11 protein-coding genes and 2 pseudogenes are annotated in these 17,670 nt (G+C 57.9%); 12 read left to right on the forward strand and 1 reads right to left on the reverse strand.

The genetic code is table 11. The annotated features are described in order from the left end of the window. Nucleotides 1-439: transposase (locus tag NJLHNGOC_RS16340; protein ID WP_456306359.1), on the reverse strand; the 439-nt coding region annotated here is incomplete at its 3' end. Nucleotides 440-624: 185 nt separating this feature from the next. Between NJLHNGOC_RS16340 and NJLHNGOC_RS09200 the strand changes: the two genes are divergently transcribed. From NJLHNGOC_RS09200 to NJLHNGOC_RS09260, 12 genes and pseudogenes are all read left to right on the forward strand, one after another. Continuing rightward, nucleotides 625-1,647: a ParA family protein gene (locus NJLHNGOC_RS09200; protein WP_014106763.1), complete on the forward strand. Its 1,023-nt coding sequence runs from the start codon at nt 625-627 to the stop codon at nt 1,645-1,647. After that, nucleotides 1,647-2,528: a ParB/RepB/Spo0J family partition protein gene (locus NJLHNGOC_RS09205; protein ID WP_010511481.1), complete on the forward strand. Its 882-nt coding sequence runs from the start codon at nt 1,647-1,649 to the stop codon at nt 2,526-2,528. Before NJLHNGOC_RS09200 ends, NJLHNGOC_RS09205 begins: the two co-directional genes overlap by 1 nt. Nucleotides 2,529-2,618: 90 nt before the next feature. Further along, entirely contained in the window at nt 2,619-3,437 is an 819-nt protein-coding gene (locus tag NJLHNGOC_RS09210; protein ID WP_010511482.1) for a replication initiator protein A, read from the forward strand. Nucleotides 3,438-4,596: 1,159 nt separating this feature from the next. Further along, a complete protein-coding gene (locus NJLHNGOC_RS09220; RefSeq protein ID WP_113596135.1) occupies nt 4,597-9,696 on the forward strand; it encodes a lactate dehydrogenase in 5,100 nt (1,699 codons plus the stop codon). Nucleotides 9,697-9,873: 177 nt separating this feature from the next. After that, complete coding sequence (locus NJLHNGOC_RS09225) at nt 9,874-11,799, forward strand: ParB/RepB/Spo0J family partition protein (protein ID WP_113596136.1); 1,926 nt, start codon at nt 9,874-9,876, stop codon at nt 11,797-11,799. A 182-nt stretch (nt 11,800-11,981) separates the two neighbouring features. Continuing rightward, a complete protein-coding gene (locus NJLHNGOC_RS09230) occupies nt 11,982-12,320 on the forward strand; it encodes a hypothetical protein (protein ID WP_113596137.1) in 339 nt (112 codons plus the stop codon). Beyond that, nucleotides 12,313-12,726 carry a hypothetical protein gene (locus NJLHNGOC_RS09235; protein ID WP_110532199.1) on the forward strand — a complete coding sequence of 138 codons (414 nt, stop codon included), beginning with the start codon at nt 12,313-12,315 and terminating at the stop codon, nt 12,724-12,726. The genes NJLHNGOC_RS09230 and NJLHNGOC_RS09235 overlap by 8 nt, the downstream gene beginning before the upstream one ends. 157 nt (nt 12,727-12,883) lie before the next feature. Beyond that, the gene (locus tag NJLHNGOC_RS09240; RefSeq protein ID WP_113596138.1) at nt 12,884-13,915 is read left to right on the forward strand and encodes a phosphoadenosine phosphosulfate reductase domain-containing protein; all 1,032 of its coding nucleotides are present in this window, start codon (nt 12,884-12,886) and stop codon (nt 13,913-13,915) included. 31 nt (nt 13,916-13,946) lie between these two features. Continuing rightward, entirely contained in the window at nt 13,947-14,255 is a 309-nt protein-coding gene (locus NJLHNGOC_RS09245; RefSeq protein ID WP_113596139.1) for a DUF5983 family protein, read from the forward strand. Nucleotides 14,256-14,378: 123 nt separating this feature from the next. After that, nucleotides 14,379-14,585 (forward strand): annotated as a pseudogene (locus NJLHNGOC_RS09250) (DUF3085 domain-containing protein); the annotation flags it as partial. 608 nt (nt 14,586-15,193) lie between these two features. Continuing rightward, on the forward strand, nt 15,194-17,053 hold the full coding sequence (ltrA, locus tag NJLHNGOC_RS15965; protein WP_165837909.1) for a group II intron reverse transcriptase/maturase: 1,860 nt from the start codon (nt 15,194-15,196) through the stop codon (nt 17,051-17,053). 91 nt (nt 17,054-17,144) lie between these two features. Beyond that, nucleotides 17,145-17,456, forward strand: a pseudogene (locus NJLHNGOC_RS09260) (DUF3085 domain-containing protein); the annotation flags it as partial. Between the last annotated feature and the right edge of the window lie 214 nt (nt 17,457-17,670).

Consider the following 17,670-nt stretch of genomic DNA (forward strand, 5'->3'; position numbering starts at 1 on the left):
GTCGGCATCGATTTTCGTGCCGTCGATCGATACTACACCCAGACGCAGCAGACCCGTCTCGCGCGCCAGAAGCAGGACNCTGCGCAAATGTAGCTTCAATGGCTGTCCGGTTCGTCCGGCGGAAGGTCGCAATCGTATCATGATCCGGATGCAGGTTCGCCGCCACGAAACGCACCCCTATGTCGCGATATGTCGCCCGCTCGATCCGGCGTGAGGAAAACAGCCCGTTCGCATAGCTGAAGATCAGAAGGGCCAGCATCAGGCGCGGATGGTACTGTGCCTTGCCACCCGTGCGTACTGGCACGGAAAACGCATTCATCGGAACCCGTTCAACGGCAACTACAACGAAATGCGCCATATCATCAGCCGGAAGCCACAACTTCAGATCAGGAGGCAGAAGATACGGCTGAGACCGGTCAAACGGGATGAAGCTGCTCATCACACCACCTTACAACCTCTCCCCTTCATAGGGTACCCCAACCCGACAGGCTGTTAGGGCTTCATATCAGCCCATATGTCGTCGATTTTTTCCTTGACAAGAAAGACTGATAACAATCAACATCAACCATCATCGTTGATGTTGATGCTATTTTACGCATCAAAAGTCTGTCTGGGGAAGCCATAATGAACGGTCAAACATTTCGAAATAGCCGACTGACTTTGCGATTAAGTCAGGCCGACATCAAAGATGAACTCAACCGCAGACTCGGCCGAAGCTATGATAAACCCAAGATTAGCCGCTGGGAAAACGATAAAGAACCGATCCCGGATGATGTCGCCGAGGTGATACGTAATATGGCTGGCGCAGTTCAAGATTCTGCAAGAATACTTGTGCTGGCAAACCAAAAAGGCGGCGTTGGGAAAACAACGTCTTCGCTCAATCTTGCATACGCGTTGTCATCACTGGGAGGACGCGTTCTTCTCATTGATATGGATCCCCAAGCAACAGCTACAGCCGGAATACTCGCTGGCGCCAGTGTTGAACTTTATCATCAGGGCAAAACGACAGCCCACCTCATTCTCGGTGGGAAACCTCTCTCTGAAATCGTGGTTGCGGCAGGCACGCTACCAGACGGACGCGAACTGCCCTTCGATTTCATCGCCAGCCATATTGACCTAGCTGAAACGGACGGCCGGAGAGAGCCCGGTTTTGACGCCGCGCTACGGGAAGCCATTGATCCTGTCCGTGAGGACTACGACTGGATCGTGATCGATGCACCTCCCAATCTCGGCATGCTTACATGGATGAGCCTTGCTGCTGCCGATGACGCAATTGTCCCTGTGAGAACCGAGCCTTACGACACAATGGGCGTTGGCCTGATTATCGGCACAATTGGCAAGATCCAGCGTCGTCTGAATCCAGGACTTCGACTTCTTGGTATTTTACCGACGCAATATAACGCACGCAAATCTGTGGACCGTGAAGTCCTTCAACACTTATGTTCCATGATGAAAGATCGCGCCCCAGTTCTGGAACCCGTGCCTTCAAGCGCTGTGTACGGTCATGCTGCACGCGCAGGCAGGATTGCGTTGGAGTCCTCTTCTTCAGCGGCCGCAACGGCACCGTACCTTCGGCTGGCACAAGCACTCCAAACGAAGACAGATTTTCCGCTTGCAGATATCGAACAGCCTGAAGGTAATGCGTGATGGCAACCCGACGCAAAACAAAAGCCCCATCTCCTATTCTTGGCGTAGCCGCTGGGCTCATTGACGACGCCAGCAACAGTTTTGTTCGCCAGGACGGCAAATTTCGACATACATTCGAAATTCCTTTGACAGAAGTAGCGCCAGATCCGGACCAACCACGAAAAAGTTTTGACGACGAGAGTATCGCAGCACTGGCAGAAACAATGGTCGCTGAAGGACAGCTTCAGCCCATTCTCGTACGTCGTGTCACGAACTCACAATCCGACAAACGGTGGGTCATAGTCGCGGGCGAACGCCGTTGGCGAGCCGCGCAACATGCTGGCTGGTCCAGCATGCTTGCAATTGAACACGACGGTGATGCTGAAGTCGCAGCGCTCATTGAGAACCTTCAGAGAGTGGACCTAAACCCTCTGGAAGAAGCAACCGGCATCCAACGACTGATTGAAAAAAGAGGCTGGAACCAGAGCCAGGCAGGTGAAGTTCTTGGAAAAAGTCGCGGCGAAATTAGCTCTATCCTGAAAATCCTGACGCTCCCAACCGATATCCTTGAAGAGTTGACGTCAGAGCGAGGTGTGGCACGAAATACCCTTGTGGAACTCGCAAGAGTCCCGGATCCTGTGAGACAACAAGAACTCATTGAACAAGCCAGAACCGGACAACTCACAGTAAAAGCTATTCGACTGGGTCGAGCTGACCTCGAACGGCCGGAATCCGCACCGACCCGCAAACCTTCCGGATTTACGTTTACATCCGTAGACAGGATGGCCCAGCGTCTAAGTGAAGTCCGTGCCCAACAACTCCCGCTTAATTCGGAAGACCGTGAACGCTTGCGAAGGCTCCGGGCCGAGATTGATCAGGTGCTCGGTGACGAAAATACGTAACACTGACGAGAGAATCATTGACCCTGGTTGTATTAACCGGTTTGTTTGCATTCGGAACATCGCGCACAAAAGGCAGGGCTGGGGTAGATAATGGCTAGCAACGAAGCTGACCTGTTTGTCGACTCCCTAATAGGGGCTCCGTTAAAGGATGACAGAGCCCTTATGGAATATCCGTTCTTCAGCATCCAGAAGCAACCGCGCATGGAGCCTCTGGTATATGACGACGGGAAAATACAAATTACCATAGAACCTGGCCCAAAAGGGCTTGCGACGATTTGGGATAAAGACATACTTCTTTATGTCGTCTCTCTTATCAATGAACGCATTGAGCGAGGGATGACTGTCGACCATACAGTCCGCTTCGCTGCGCATGATCTCCTGCGCGTCACCGGTCGAGGAACAGGTAAGCGCAGCTACGACCTTTTGCTCGATGCGCTTCATCGTCTGAGATCTACGAACATCATGACAACAATCGAATCTGCAGACGAACGCGACCGGCGCGGGTTTGGCTGGATAGAGACATGGCGCGTAGTCGAGCGGAAAACATCGACTGGACGTAAAATTATGGCAGCCATTGAAATTACGCTCAATGACTGGATGTTTCGTGCCCTCGTCAAGGAACGCAGGGTGCTGACAATTAACCCCACTTATTTTAGTCTCGATAGTGGGTTGGGTCGCCGTATTTATGAGATCGGACGAAAGCATCTTGGTAACCAAGAAATATGGAAAATTAGTCTAGATAAACTCGCCAAGAAAATCGGTACTACACGCGAATTACGATTTTTCAAAAGAGATCTTCTCAAAATTATAGGCGATGACGTTATCCCCGATTATCAGCTATCCCTCGAAGTAGGTCCAAGGGGAGGGCGTCCCGTAGTGATTTTTGAACATCGAGAATCACAATCTTAGCGATAAAATATGAGCAGGACATGTGCGCGATGTTCCGAACCATGAGACGCTGTCGCGTTTGTTTTCCTGGGCGGCTGTGAAGCGCAAAATACCCAAGATATCAAGCCTGCTAGTTATCGGATGCCATAACTTGTCATCGCCTAAGGAATCAAACGCACGGACGTCCGAACGCCAGAGACCTACCTTAAACGTGCGCGATGTTCCGAATTCATGGCGTTTTGGCAGAGACTGCGCCTCATCAACACCTTGGGCAACTATCGGCGTGAACTTGATAACCGAATTAGCAAGGTGAAGATCGTTAATGTGCGCGATATTCCGAAATTTTCTCTTTCTTATATCCATTCCCAAAAATTGGAGGCCTGTTGCAGTTGTTCTTGACGGTCGCAAGGTATGCCTTCTGCCCTGTCGACGATGATTACTCCCATTATTCACAGCAACGCGATTCTCGTTCGGAATATCACGCACGTCTTATCGGAACATCGCGCACATCCCAACGGAATATCGCGCACGTTTTCTTTCGGAATATCGCGCACGCCTTATCGGAACATCGCGCACAGAAATAGCGCCTAACCAAATGATATTAAACGCGCTTTTCATCCTTTAACTTTTTAACAGTTTAAAAATAACCTTCTAACTCGACCGTTGGGGATAAGTCTGCGTTCATTGCATTCCATCTTCAGTTCGCGCTAAGACGCATTATCTTTCGGTATGTAAGCAGCAGCTTTCCCTCCCCCTTGAAGAAGCAGCTTATTCGACGTTGAATTAACGTCGCAATCTCTGCAACTACACCAATCAAGAAACACCCTTTTAGGGATATGATTTAGATTCGAGAATCCAAAAGCTAATAAACCGAGAATAAAAAGCTATAATAGAACTATAAGCCAGTATGTAAAAGCACCAGATCGACCAGCACGCCGCAAGGGGTAGCTCCTCCCCGTGCTCGGCGTCTGCGTCGCCTGCGCGCGGGTCCGGTGCTGCCGCTACGCGGCACCCTTGCCCCGCACTGCCCGACCCGGTCGCAATAAGAGCTGAAGGAAAGAGTAATCAGGCGACACAACCTGATTAGCACGCCCGTTCCTGACATCCCGAAAACCTGACCCGGAAACATCCCGGCCTGCAGAAGCAGTGCCGGGCTCCGGCGTTTGTACGGAGCACGGCCATGTCGTTCCAGCTCAACCTCTTCGGCACAACCGCTCTCGCAGATACCCAGAACGACCTTTTCTGGGGCGAACTTGAAGGCGAAGACGGCGCGTCCCCCGTCCCGCCCGCCACACCGGCCGCAATGGTCCTTCCCAAGATCGACTTTCATATGGTGGCCGACCGAGGCCTCGCTGACACCTGGAAACAGCGGGCCCGTGACAATGCACTGGCAATCGAACTGCTCAAGGAGATCGAAGAAGCAGACCGAAACGCCTCGTCCCCCGAACAGATCGTCCTCTCACGCTTCATCGGCTTTGGAGCAGGAGAACTGGCGAACAACCTATTTCCATCCGGAAGCAATAGCGCCCGCCCGGGCTGGGAAGAGATTGGCGAGGCGATCCATGTCTCCACGACAGACATTGAGAGGGCAGGACTGAAGCGCGCGACACAATATGCGCATTTTACCCCTGAACTGATCGTGCACGCACTCTGGAACAAAGTGCTGCAGATGGGCTTCAGAGGCGGTTCCGTGCTTGAACCCGGCTGCGGGACCGGTCTTTTCATCGCGGCCCGACCGGAAAGGCTCGAGGGACGCATCGCCTTTACCGGGATCGAGAATGATCCGATTACGGCAAGGATCGCACGCAGGCTCTATCCGAACCAGTGGATCCGCAGCGAGGATTTCACGACAGTGAAGCTCGCAGACGGGTATGACCTTGCGATCGGTAATCCACCCTTTTCCAATCGCACCGTGCGTGGCCCGGAAGGTCTGGGACGGCTTGGCCTGAGCCTGCATGATTTTTTCATCGCCCGATCCATCGAAGCACTCCGCCCGGGCGGCATCGCAATGTTCGTGACGTCCCGCCATACGCTGGACAAGACGGACAGCACCGCGCGCCGGACCATCGCCGAGATGGCTGACCTCGTGGGGGCGGTCCGGCTCCCCGCCGGGGCAATGCGCGATGACGCCGGCACGGACGTGGTGGTGGACGTACTGGTGTTACGCAAGCGCATGATCGGCGACATGGCCGATGACGAGACCTGGCTGGAAACCGACGCCCTTACGGATAGCGACCAGGGTAACGGTCCACTCCTCGTCAATCGCTACTTTCTCGACCATCCGGAGCAGGTGCTTGGCCATCACGGCTGGACCACCACCCAGTTCGGTCCCGATTACACATGCGACGCGCGTGCCGACGGCAGGCTCGATGTGATGTTGCCCGGGGCCCTGAGCCGGATCGGGCAGGACGTGCGCTTTCCGGAACCCCTGGACCAGCGTATTGTCCGGCCGGTGGGAGCCGGTGTGCTGGTCGGCACGGCTGCCGATGGCGCCCAACTGAAAGAGGGCTCCTACTTCGTCACGAAAGGCGTCCTGCAGCAGATCTGCGACGGACAGGCCACCACGGTCGCCATCAGGAAGGGGGATCAGAAGGATGGCCTCTTCCAGAAGCATGCCCGGATCATTACCGCGCTGATACCCGTCCGGGATGCGGCACGCGCGGTCCTGCGGGCGCAGATGGAGAACCTGCCCTATGGACGCCTGCAAGGTGACCTGAAGCGTGCCTATTTCAGCTTTGTCCGACAGTTCGGCCCGATCAACCTGATGAATGTGACGGTCCGAATCGATCCGGAAACCGGGGTCGAAAACGAAACCCAGCGGCGACCGAACCTTACGCCATTTTACGATGATCCCGACGTCTGGCTGGTCTCGTCCATCGAGGAATACGACGAGGCGACACAGAAAGGCCGGATGGGACCAATTTTCTCGGAACGGGTCATTCATGCGCCTGTCGAACCCGAGATCCATTCCGCCCACGACGCCCTGGCCGTCTGCCTGCATGAAACAGGCGGCGTGGAAATGCCGCGGATCGCGGAACTCATGGGACAGTCCGAAGCCGAGGTCGCGGCCGCGCTGGGGGATGCGGTCTATCTCGATCCGGTACGGAGCGTGGATGGTCGCGATATCTGGGTCACGGCTGATGAAATGCTCTCCGGCGCCGTGCGTACCAAGCTGGAAGAGGCACGCGATGCGGCCCGGATCGATGGGCGCTACGCCCGGAACGTCACGGCGCTGGAAGCTGTCCAGCCAGCCGATCTGCGTCCGTCGGAGATCACCGCGCGCCTTGGCGCTCCGTGGTTGCCGGTCAGCGACATCATCGCGTTTACCGCCGAGGTGCTCGGGGTCGAAACGGTCATCTATCACGCGCCTGCTGTCGCCTGCTGGACCGTGGAGAAACGGGCATTCATGGGCAAGGCCGAGGCAACGTCAGTCTGGGGAACGGAACGGCGACATGCCGGCGAACTGCTGGAAGATGCCCTGACGCAGGCATCGCCAAAAATATGGGATGTCTGGCGTGATGGCGATGGCAATGAGCACCGCGAACTGAACACACAGGAGACGGAAGCCGCAAAGGAAAAACTGGCAGCGATCAGGCGTGCGTTCGAGACATGGGTCTGGCAGGATGGCGATCGGGCCGAGCGGCTGGTCAGGCTGTATAACGACACCTACAACAACCTCGTGGCTCGCGCGTTTGATGGCTCCCATCTGCGCCTGCCCGGTGCAAGCACCACGATCAGCCTGCGCCCGCACCAGAAACGGGTCATCTGGCGGATCATCGCCGCGGGCGGCACGTATATCGCGCACGCGGTCGGCTCCGGAAAGACGTTCTCGATGGTTGCGGCTGTCATGGAGCAGAAGCGGCTTGGCCTGATCAGCAAGGCGATGATCGCCGTCCCCGGTCACTGCCTCGCCCAGATGGCTCGCGAATTCCTCATGCTCTACCCGACCGCACGGATCCTCGTCGCCGACGAGACGAACTTCGTGAAGGCAAAGCGCCAGCGGTTCCTCGCGCGGGCCGCGACCGGAAACTGGGATGCGATCATCATCACGCATGATGCATTCAGGTTCATCCCGGTGGAGGGGAATTTCGAGCGCCAGATGATCGAGGCGCAGATCGCGTCTTACGAGGAAGTGCTGGAAAGCGTCGACGCGTCAGACCGTCTGTCGCGCAAGCGGGTCGAGAGCATGAAGGAGAAAATGCAGGCGAAGCTGGAAGGCCTTTCCGCTCGCAAGGACGATCTCGTGCATCTGGGCGAGATCGGTATCGACCAGATCCTCGTCGATGAAGCGCAGCAGTTCCGGAAGCTGAGTTTTGCAACCAACCAGTCCGACCTCAAGGGGGTCGATCCGAACGGCTCGCAGCGGGCCTGGGATCTCTTCGTGAAGACGCGCTACCTGGCGGCAAAAAATCCGGAACGCCCGCTGATCATGGCGTCCGGCTCCCCGATCACCAATACGCTCGCCGAGATGTGGACGGTCAGCCGCTATATGGATCTTGAGGCGCTGCAGAAGCGCTACCTGCATGAATTCGATGCCTGGGCAGCCAATTTTGGCGAGACCCGTACCGAACTGGAACTGCAGCCAAGCGGGCTTTACAAGCCGGTCACGCGCTTCACCGAGTTCGTCAACGTCGCCGACCTCATGGCGATGTATCGCGACTTCGCGGATGTCGTGCAGCACGATGACCTGCGCCAGTACGTGACTCTGCCAGCAATCCGGGGCGGGCGTCGCGAGATTATTGTCGCACCGACAAACGATAACTTCAGGGCCTACCAGAAGACGCTGGCGGCCCGCATCAACGCCATCGAAGCACGCCAGGGGCGTCCCCAGAAGGGCGATGACATCCTCCTGTCCGTCATCACGGATGCCCGTCATGCCGCGATCGACCTGCGCTTCGTCGCCCCTCTCGCCGCGAATGATGACACGTCGAAGCTCAACCTGATGATCGGGAACGTGTTCCGGATCTGGCAGGAGACATCGGAAAGCCGTTACAGCGATCCTGAAACCGGTCGGGCGTACGACCTGCCGGGGGCGGTGCAGATGATCTTTTCGGATCTGGGCACCGAGAGCGCGATGGAGACACGCGGTTTTTCCGCCTACACCTGGATCCGCGATGAACTGATCCGACTGGGCGTGCCGCGCGCGGAAATCGCGTTCATGCAGCACTACAGGAAGAGTGCGGCGAAGCAGAAGCTGTTCGGTGATCTCAATGCCGGCCGCAAGCGGATCCTGATCGGCTCGACGGCGACCATGGGCACCGGCGTCAACGCCCAGCAGCGCCTCAAGGCCCTGCACCATCTCGACGTGCCGTGGCTGGTCTCCGACATCATCCAGCGCGAGGGACGTATCGAGCGGCAGGGCAACCAGCACGCGGAAATCGAACTCTACGCCTACGCCCAGCAGGGTTCCGTTGACGCGACCAACTGGCAGCTCCTCGAACGCAAGCAGCGCTTTATTGGCCTTGCGATGTCAGGTGACCGTTCCATCCGCCGGATCGAGGACATTGGCGGGGAAGGAGGAAACCAGTTCGCCATGGCCAAGGCGCTTGCCTCAGGCGATGCCCGGCTGATGCAGAAAGCCGGGCTGGAGGCCGATCTTGCGCGGCTCGAGAGACTGGCGGCCGCCCATTATGACGACCAGTTCGCCGTAAAACGTGCCATCGACCGGGCCGAGCGTGAGATTGCGGGCGCGGAGCGTCAGATCCCGCTCATCGAGGCGGATATTGCCAGCCGTCAGCCCACGAAGGGGGATGCGTTCGTATTGCGCAGGGACAAGGGGGATGTCAGCGAACGTGAGAAGGCCGGATCATGGCTCCTGTCCCAGGTCCGCCTGGCGGCGAAGAACGGCGAGGCAGGGGTCTGGAACCTCGGACGCATCGGTGGGTTCGCCGTCATGTGCGAAGCTGGGCCTGGCCGTCGCGTGTACTACGAAAAGCGCGCGGTCGACGTGACGCTGTTTGTGGACGCGCGCTCGGGTCGTATTGAAATCGCCGTCGAGGACGACACGAAGGGCCTTGGGCTGACGTCGCGTCTCGAGCATGCGCTGCTTCGGATCGATGACGCGCTCCGTGACGCAATCCGGATGCGGGAGGAAGCGCAGCGTCGCCTGCCATCCTACCGGGCCCGTCTGGGCCTGCCGTTCGCGGAACAGGCGATGCTTGATGAAAAGCGCGCCGAGCTGAAAGCGCTGGAAGACGATCTGGCGGCGACCGCGACCGATGAAGACCCGGTGCATGACGACACCGAGGACAGGGAGAAGGAAAAAGAGGCGGCAGCCTGAGAAGGGCTGCCATCTCCGGTCAGGCGCCGCAAGGGGTGGCGCCTCCCCGTGCTCGGCGTCTGCGCCGCCTGCGCGCGGGTCCGGTGCCGCCGCTGCGCGGCGCCCTTGCCCCGCCAGCCCGGTGCTGGCAGCCGGAGTGCATCAGGAAAGGCGTCCTGAGAACACGGAGTAAAAACCATGGAACTGCGCGAAGTTGATCCGAAAACCCTGCTCGACAACCCCGAAAACCCGCGGAAATCCGCGCCCAACGAGGCGGAAGAGCGCCAGTTGGCGCTGAACGTCAAGGCCGTCGGGATCATCCACCCGCCTCTGGTCCGCGAAACCCCGGGCGGCCTGATGATCGTTGCGGGGCATCGCCGCCGGCGTGCCGCGGTCAAGGCCGGCCTGAAAACCATTCAGGTGACGGTGGCAGGCGACGATGCGGAACTGGACCGGATGCGTGCCGCATCGGAGAACATGATCCGTCAGCCCATGACCCAGGTTGAACAGTGGCGGGTTGTCGCCAGGCTCCGGGAGGAAAAAAAGTGGAATGACACCGCGATCTGCAAGGCGCTGATGCTCACACCGGTGCAACTGAAGCAGATCGGCCGCCTGTCTGCCATCCTGCCTGAGATTCTTGCATGGATCGAGGCGGGCAAGGGTCCTGGCAATCGTGAACTGGCGAGCATCGCCCTTGCGTCAACCGCGCTGCAGGAACAGGTCTGGGGCCATTTCGGGTTTCCGGTTGGCGCGGCGCCGCCCGAGGATGTCGAAGCCTGCGAAGATGAGGGCGCGCAACTGCCCGACGGAAATTGGGAACCCGGTGCTGCCATCCCCGATTGGGACCGGATTGCATCAGCCCTGCGGCAGGACCGTTTTTATGCAATCGAGGCCTCGTTTGATGACGCCATTGCAAAAAGCTGCCGGATCGCCTGGCAGGAAGATCTGTTCGGTGAAGCCGGGAAGGACGGCCGTTATACCGATGACGGCTTCGCCTATGAGAAGGCGCAGCGCCAGTGGCTGGGTCAGAACACGCCTGAAGACGCACCGATCCTGCAGAGCGACGAGAACGGCGAGCCGGTCTTCGAACCCGGCATGGTGCGGATCTACTGGCAGCGCGAGGGCGCCACGAAATTCTTCTGGCTCGATCATCGCCTGAAGGTTCGCGAGGGCTGGTGCGTCCTGCCGGGCAGCGAGGCGGCAGGTCGCGTGATGCCGTCCGCGGTCATTGAAGCCCAGCCCGAAGGGCCACGGGAACGGCCCGATATCTCGGGGCGCGGTTTTGACATGATCGGCAGTTTCCGCACCCAGGCGCTGCATGCCGCATTGGATGGCATGCGGGGTTCTGCCGATCCATGGGTCCTGGTCGGGCTGATGATCGCGGCCCTCAACGCGCAGAATGTCCGGGTGGACGGGGATTCCAACGCGCACTACCCGCAGCGCCGTCCGTCACGCCGGCTCGTGGCTGCCGCCGGACTGTTCCAGGATGGCGAGATGGCACTGGACGAGGCGGTCCTGCGTGGCGCTGCTGTCGACGTGCTCAAAGCCGTGCTGTCCTGCGAGAAGAACGCGACGAATAGCGGCGACTGGGGTGTCCTGGTCGGCCATATCGTGAAAGCGGACGATCATCTGCCCGCCATGGCGGATGAAGACTTCCTGAAAACGCTCAGTAAGTCCGGCATCACGAAGGCCATAAAGGCGGAAGGCATCCTGCCGCGCAATACCGGCAAGGAAATGCGCCGCGCCCTGATGGATCATGTCGGGCAGGGGAGCTGGGTGCATCCTGCAGCGCGTTTCCAGGTCGATGTCGCAGCGCTGAATGCCACCTTCGCGGAAGCGCTCGCCCCGTCATCCGGAGCGGATGACGATGATGGGGACCTGCCGCATGACGACGATATCTACCCGGAAGACGACGCGGATGCTGGTGCGCCGGCGGATGGCCCGGGAACCGATGATCCTGCCGCGACGGGCATTGAGCTCGATGAAGTGACTGACACGCCCACAGACCTGGCGGCAGATCAGGAGGATGACGTCCCGCACGGCAGGGCGGAAAGTCTGGCTCCGCCATCGCAGACACCTGAAGAATTCCTCAGGACGCATGTTGAGTTTGTAGGTTTCAGCTGAGCGAGGCTGTTGCCGCCGTACGGCCCTGGCTCACGGCCCGTCGCCCCCATGATGACGTCCGGCGGTGAGCCAGCAACGGCCTCAGGCAGGACGTCGACCGGGAAATTCTACGATGTGCCCCAACCGGGCTTATCCAGAACGTCAGGTTACGCGTTCACCTGCGTCGGCGAAGGAGAACCGTGATGACCCATGAATACATGACGGAAAAGCGTCTGATCGGCAGGTATGTGGTTGAACTGGGCTTCCACCCGGATGGTGGGGTTCTGATCCGGACGCCTGAAATCTATCCGCCTGCGGCCCGCCGATGGCGGGGACCCTATGAGAGCGTGGAGGCGGCAGTAGTCGAATTTTCCGCTTTCACGGCGGTTCCCAGAGTCACGTCGGACGAACTGGCCCGGCTGAGAGAGCGCGGCTCTGTCGCCGAAATCTGCGGAAAAGACGTGATGGTGTGGCACTGCCCATGGCGGGAAGCCACGACACTGAGCGAATTTGTCCTGGTAAGGGAGGACGGCAATGCCTGATTTTCGTGTCACGCTGGTTGAGCGCCTGTTTGAAGCCGATGCCGGCGATTTCAGGGTCACGGCGACGGATGCCGAGGCGGCTGCGCGGATCGTCCTCAATGCCGTCCCCGACAGTGTGGACTCTGACGGGATCCGGACCACTATTCTGCCTGACGGCCAGGAAGTGGACCTTGAGGTCGAGGAAGTCGTCCATGGCGAGATCGTGGCCATGGTGCACGATGCCGGGACCGGCGTGCTGCAGGGACAGTTTGGGTTTTCCCTTGTTTTCAGCCCGGGCCAAGAGGCAGCCGCCGTTCTCGCCAGAGTGATGGATCGTGTCCTTGCGGATGACGGTGAGCGGGACACCCATGCAGCCTGCATGGTGCTGCGCCGGTATCTGCACGAATACCTGAACGCGGACGCATAGGAAAAGCAGGAAGACACAGGAAAAAATATGCCCGAAGGGCCATCGCGCCTCAAACGGTGGCTCTTGTCCCGCTCCGCGGGCCTGCGATGCCGGCGCACGCGCCGCGTTTGACCCGCGATATCCCGTCGGACCGCCAGAAGACATTCAGACAAGGAGAATGTCCATGGTGACAGCAAGCCTGTCATCCCGCCAGGGAACTGTCGCGCCGGAGCCCGGAGAAATACCTGATCTGGCGCGTTATGATCACGTCATCGTCGCCTGTTCCTTTGGCAAGGATTCCCTCGCCAGTACGCTGCACCTGCTCGAAAAGGGCGTGGCGCCGCAGCGCATCGAGTGGTGGCACCATCTTGTGGACGATGACGGGGACGTTTTTGACTGGCCGCATGTGCCCGATTACGGGCGGCATCTGGCTGCAGCCCTTGGCGTCAGGCTGTATTTTTCCGCCCGCCAGGGCGGGATCGTGCGGGAAATGCTGCGCGAGAATGTGCCGACCGCACCGGTCTGGTTCGATACGCCGACGGGGCGGGTCACTGTTGGTGGCAAGGGACCGCCCAATACGCGACGCCGCTTCCCGCAGGTTTCGGCGAACCTGTCGGTCCGCTGGTGTTCCCCATACGCCAAGATCATGGTTGCGGATGGCGCCCTGCGGAACCAGGCGCGCTTCAGTCATGCCCGGACCCTGTTTGTAACCGGAGAACGCGCGGCGGAGTCCGCGAACCGTGCCCGTTACGCTGTTTTTGAGCGGCACCGGGCAGACTGTCGTGATGGTCGGGCCCGACGGCATATCGATCACTGGCGGCCGGTACATGCCTGGAGTGAAGCGGCTGTCTGGCAGATCCTGCGTCGGCATGGCGTGATTCCGCCGCTTCCCTATCAGCTCGGGTTTGGCCGTCTGTCCTGCCTGGCATGTGTATTCATGTCCGCTGATCAGGCTGCAACGCTGCGTCACATGGACCCGGATCGGTTCGCCCGGCTGTGTGAGTGGGAACGCGCATTTGGCTGCACCATCCGACGCGACCGGGACCTCGGCACGCTGGCCAATGGCGGCACGGTTTACGGCCCCGTGCGCCAGCACCCGGGTCTGGTGCGTCGCGCGCTCTGCCGCCGCTGGCGTGGCTGTGTCCTCACATCCCCCGAACAATGGGTCCTGCCCGCCGGCGCATTTGGCGACAGCGCCGGGCCGGCCTGACCCGCCTCATCCGTAAGCAGGGAGAAACCCGATGTTAGCGCCTTTCCAGATCCGGAAATTCCTCGACCTGAGCACCGGCCACCTCCCCCTGTCGGACCGTGGACACCTTGAGAGATATGCAAGGTCAGGTGGTTCCTTTGGGCTGACCTGCCTGTCCGGCCCGCACGGATGGTTTGTCCATGTCCCGCTGGATCCATACTCCCATGATTGGCCGGGGTCGCGGTCACTGCGGGCCATTCTTGCCCTGGCCCGGAATCACGGCTGTGATTACGTCCTGTTTGACGCGGACGGCCCGGTCGATGCCGCGCTTCGTTTCTTTGATGACGATGAAGATGAATGATCGGCAACGGCATCGGGGGGCACTTCGGGCCAGATGCGCCGGTTGTTATTTCTTAAGGCGGGATACTTCGGTGTCCCGCCTTTTTTGTGTCCTCGCAAGGGGCTCACACAAAGGAATACTGCCATGAAACTTCATTTTGACCACGCCCTGGTGGCGCGTCTTCTCGCTCATGCGCAAGCCGCGAGCGAACATTCCCCTACCTATGATCAGCTTGTTGACCCGGTCTTTCTCAAGGCTGGCGTGTCGTCGCGCCATCCGACCGGTACGGATGTCGACCGTACCAAGATACCGGCAGGCCTCATGCTGGTCGGCGATCATGGGGTGTACCTGAGTGCGCCGGTTCGGCGCTGAATCGAAAGTGCGTTTCAAACGCCGGGAGAACTGACGACTCCCGTCCCCACCAACCTTAGTTGAAATCGAAAGGTGACAATGAACATAGCATGGTTGGAGCAAGGCCCGAATAGCCAAGAACGGTTACGGTTTAGAGGGTCAGGGGAAGATGCATATGGTCAAGGCTATACTGCTTTAACTCCAGTTTCGGTGATGATTAACGCCATAGCAGTCATTAAACCGTTTGATACGACTGTTTCGCAAGGGAAGGGTATCATGAGGTTGCCCAGTCCGAAGCCCCTGTCTATCCGGGGATGTCAGTCTTGCGACACTGCCTCCATACGAGGAATGAAACGAACAGAGGACCTAAGTGCGTCGCATCTTTCATCAGCGCAAAGCCGGGATAACCTAAACAGGCTTCCTAAACCTGCATGGTTACAGAGTCACCATAGTAGCCAAATGCTTTCCTGTAATGGGGCGGACAACCTGCGTTTAAGCAGGGCAAGACACCGTATAAGGTACGAGCGATCGCGCCGAAAGCGTCAGGTCTTGGGTGAAGGGTGGCAGCTCCCAAAACAGTATCCTCTAACGGAAGACGGGTTCTGCTGATGCAAACTGCTATCGTCATGAAGAGATTGGATGCTCTTCCAAAGCTCTCGAAAGCCGGAAAGTCGATTAACGGCCTATTCCGCCTCATGACCTGCCGTGATCTCTGGAAAGCGGCATATGAGAAGGTTGCCCAAAACTCGGGCTCCCTGACCCCCGGTATTGACGGAGATACGCTTGACGGGTTTTCACTCGACAAGCTTGAAGCGTTGATTAGCGAGGTCGTGGAAGGACGTTACCGACCAAATCCGGTTCGTCGGGTCTACATACCAAAATCAAACGGTAAACTCCGACCGTTGGGGATTCCGAGTATTCGGGATCGCCTCGTGCAGGAAACTTTGAGGACGATCCTTGAAACCATATATGAGCCGATTTTCTCTAATCACTCACATGGGTTTCGTCCAAATAGGTCCTGTCATACTGCACTGGAGCATATCCAGAAGGTGTGGAGAGGGACAAAATGGTTCGTTGAGGTCGATATTGTTGGGTATTTTGACAATATCGACCACGACATTCTCGTGAACCTGCTTCGCAAGAGGATTGCTGATAAGAAGATCATTGATCTGATTAGACGCTTTCTTGAAGCTGGATATCTTGAAAACTGGAGGTTCAGCAGGACTTACAGTGGAACTCCGCAAGGTGGCATTGTCTCGCCCATTTTGGCCAACATCTATCTTCATGAACTCGATTTGTTCATGGAAACATGGATGGAGGCTAAAAATAAGGGCGTGAAACGTCGCCGGGAGCAAGAATGGAATCGTCTTTCGAAGTTGATCAATTACAGACAGATGCAAATTCGTCGGATCGTACGATCAGAAGAAAGTCTGTCAGTAGGAGATCAGGGCAGGATAGCGGCTCTCAAACAGGATATAAAAGTCCTCGATAAGGCTCGCAAATCTGTGCCTGCGCTGGCATCACAGGATCCGGATTATCGGCGCTTTCGTTATGTCCGGTATGCTGATGATTTCCTCATTGGTGTTATCGGCAGCAAAGATGATGCCCGGAGAATGATGGATGCCGTTCGACAATTTCTTGGAAACCTGAAACTTAATGTATCTGAGGAAAAGAGCGGCATTCGACATGCCTCGGACGGAGTAGAATTTCTTGGCTATGACATCCATACTTGGAATTCAAACCAAGTAAGGAGCGTGAGGGACACTCTGGGGCGCAACTACACGAAGCGTAATCCAGACGGTCTGATCACGTTGAATGTTCCGCGGACGAAAATCCGCCAGTTCTGTCAACGCCACGGCTACGGTTACCCCGACACGCGTTGGGGTATTGACCGACCGGCATTGATCAATTCGAGCGAGTACGAGATCGCTTCACAGTTCAATGCGGAATACCGCGGGTTTGTTCAATATTACGCGCTGTGCGTGAATGTGAAAGCGCAGCTTCGTTCGCTTCAGTTCGTAGTACAGACAAGCCTTCTCAAGACACTTGCCAATAAGCGACATAGCTCGTTGGCCAAGGTTTTGACTTCCGTCCGTAGTAGGGATGGAGAGTGGTATGTGGCTAGCCGAGACTTAGGTGGGAAATTAAGGAGGGTGCGGGTATGGAAGCTTCGGCATCTCACTCGTCCGTCCGTGAAATTCGCCAAGGTCGACGCACTACCAAGATACATTGCGGCTTTTGCTCGCACGGACTTGGTAGATCGACTGTTTTCTGAAGAATGTGCGCTTTGCGGAACATCAAATCTTCCCGTTGAAGTGCACCACGTCAGAAAGCTGAAAGATCACGTCAACTCGCCTTTGATGGCACAGGTCAGAGCTGCTCGCCAAAGGAAGCGTATCCCGCTTTGCATAAATTGCCATCGCAATGTCCATGCTGGGCGGCAACGTGATCTTCGAATGAGAGCGTAATCGGGGGTGGAAAGCCGTGTGCAGTGAAAGCTGCCCGCACGGTTTGGAGGGGGACGTGGCATTTGCTCTCTGAGCGGTGTCCACGTCTACCCTATTGTCGAATGGTTATCCGGACTTCAGTGACGCTGAGGGTCAGGGGAACCTTGTCGCCTATGCCGTCGAAGCGGACCCGCGCACATGTCCTGACGACTGGTACGACGTCAAACGCGCATCGTTTGGCGGTGATGATGGCGCGGAATTTCTTTCCGCTGACACCATCCGCAAGGCACTGGAAGCGACTGCGGGCAATCGTTTGTGGATTGATGTCACGCCTGCGCGGATCAGTTGCCCCTATCTGGCATCCCCGCAAAAAGCCCGATCCGGACAACCGGATGGCGGCTCTGGAAAGGCCAAATCTGAATAGAAATATAATAAAAATAAAATATAGAAATAAATGAAGCAGTAAAGGAAGGAGGCAGGCACCACAGTCCAGCCTGCCACGCAAGGGGTGGCTCCTCGCCGTGCGCGATGGCTGCGCCATCTGTGCGCGGCTCCGGTGCCGCCGCTGTGCGGCGCCCTTGCCCGCCAGTCTGGCCTGCGGTCGCCGGAAGGGGTCGAAACCCCCGAAAAAAGGATCT

Source organism: Novacetimonas cocois (assembly GCF_003311635.1).
Classification (GTDB): domain Bacteria; phylum Pseudomonadota; class Alphaproteobacteria; order Acetobacterales; family Acetobacteraceae; genus Novacetimonas; species Novacetimonas cocois.

Excerpts from the sequence above, each read along its gene's own strand:
- NJLHNGOC_RS09200 (WP_014106763.1), top strand. The coding sequence starts at position 625 with ATGAACGGTCAAACATTTCGAAATAGCCGACTGACTTTGCGATTAAGT.
- NJLHNGOC_RS09205 (WP_010511481.1), top strand. The coding sequence starts at position 1,647 with ATGGCAACCCGACGCAAAACAAAAGCCCCATCTCCTATTCTTGGCGTA.
- NJLHNGOC_RS09210 (WP_010511482.1), top strand. The coding sequence starts at position 2,619 with ATGGCTAGCAACGAAGCTGACCTGTTTGTCGACTCCCTAATAGGGGCT.
- NJLHNGOC_RS09220 (WP_113596135.1), top strand. The coding sequence starts at position 4,597 with ATGTCGTTCCAGCTCAACCTCTTCGGCACAACCGCTCTCGCAGATACC.
- NJLHNGOC_RS09225 (WP_113596136.1), top strand. The coding sequence starts at position 9,874 with ATGGAACTGCGCGAAGTTGATCCGAAAACCCTGCTCGACAACCCCGAA.
- NJLHNGOC_RS09230 (WP_113596137.1), top strand. The coding sequence starts at position 11,982 with ATGACCCATGAATACATGACGGAAAAGCGTCTGATCGGCAGGTATGTG.
- NJLHNGOC_RS09235 (WP_110532199.1), top strand. The coding sequence starts at position 12,313 with ATGCCTGATTTTCGTGTCACGCTGGTTGAGCGCCTGTTTGAAGCCGAT.
- NJLHNGOC_RS09240 (WP_113596138.1), top strand. The coding sequence starts at position 12,884 with ATGTCCATGGTGACAGCAAGCCTGTCATCCCGCCAGGGAACTGTCGCG.
- NJLHNGOC_RS09245 (WP_113596139.1), top strand. The coding sequence starts at position 13,947 with ATGTTAGCGCCTTTCCAGATCCGGAAATTCCTCGACCTGAGCACCGGC.
- ltrA (WP_165837909.1), top strand. The coding sequence starts at position 15,194 with ATGCAAACTGCTATCGTCATGAAGAGATTGGATGCTCTTCCAAAGCTC.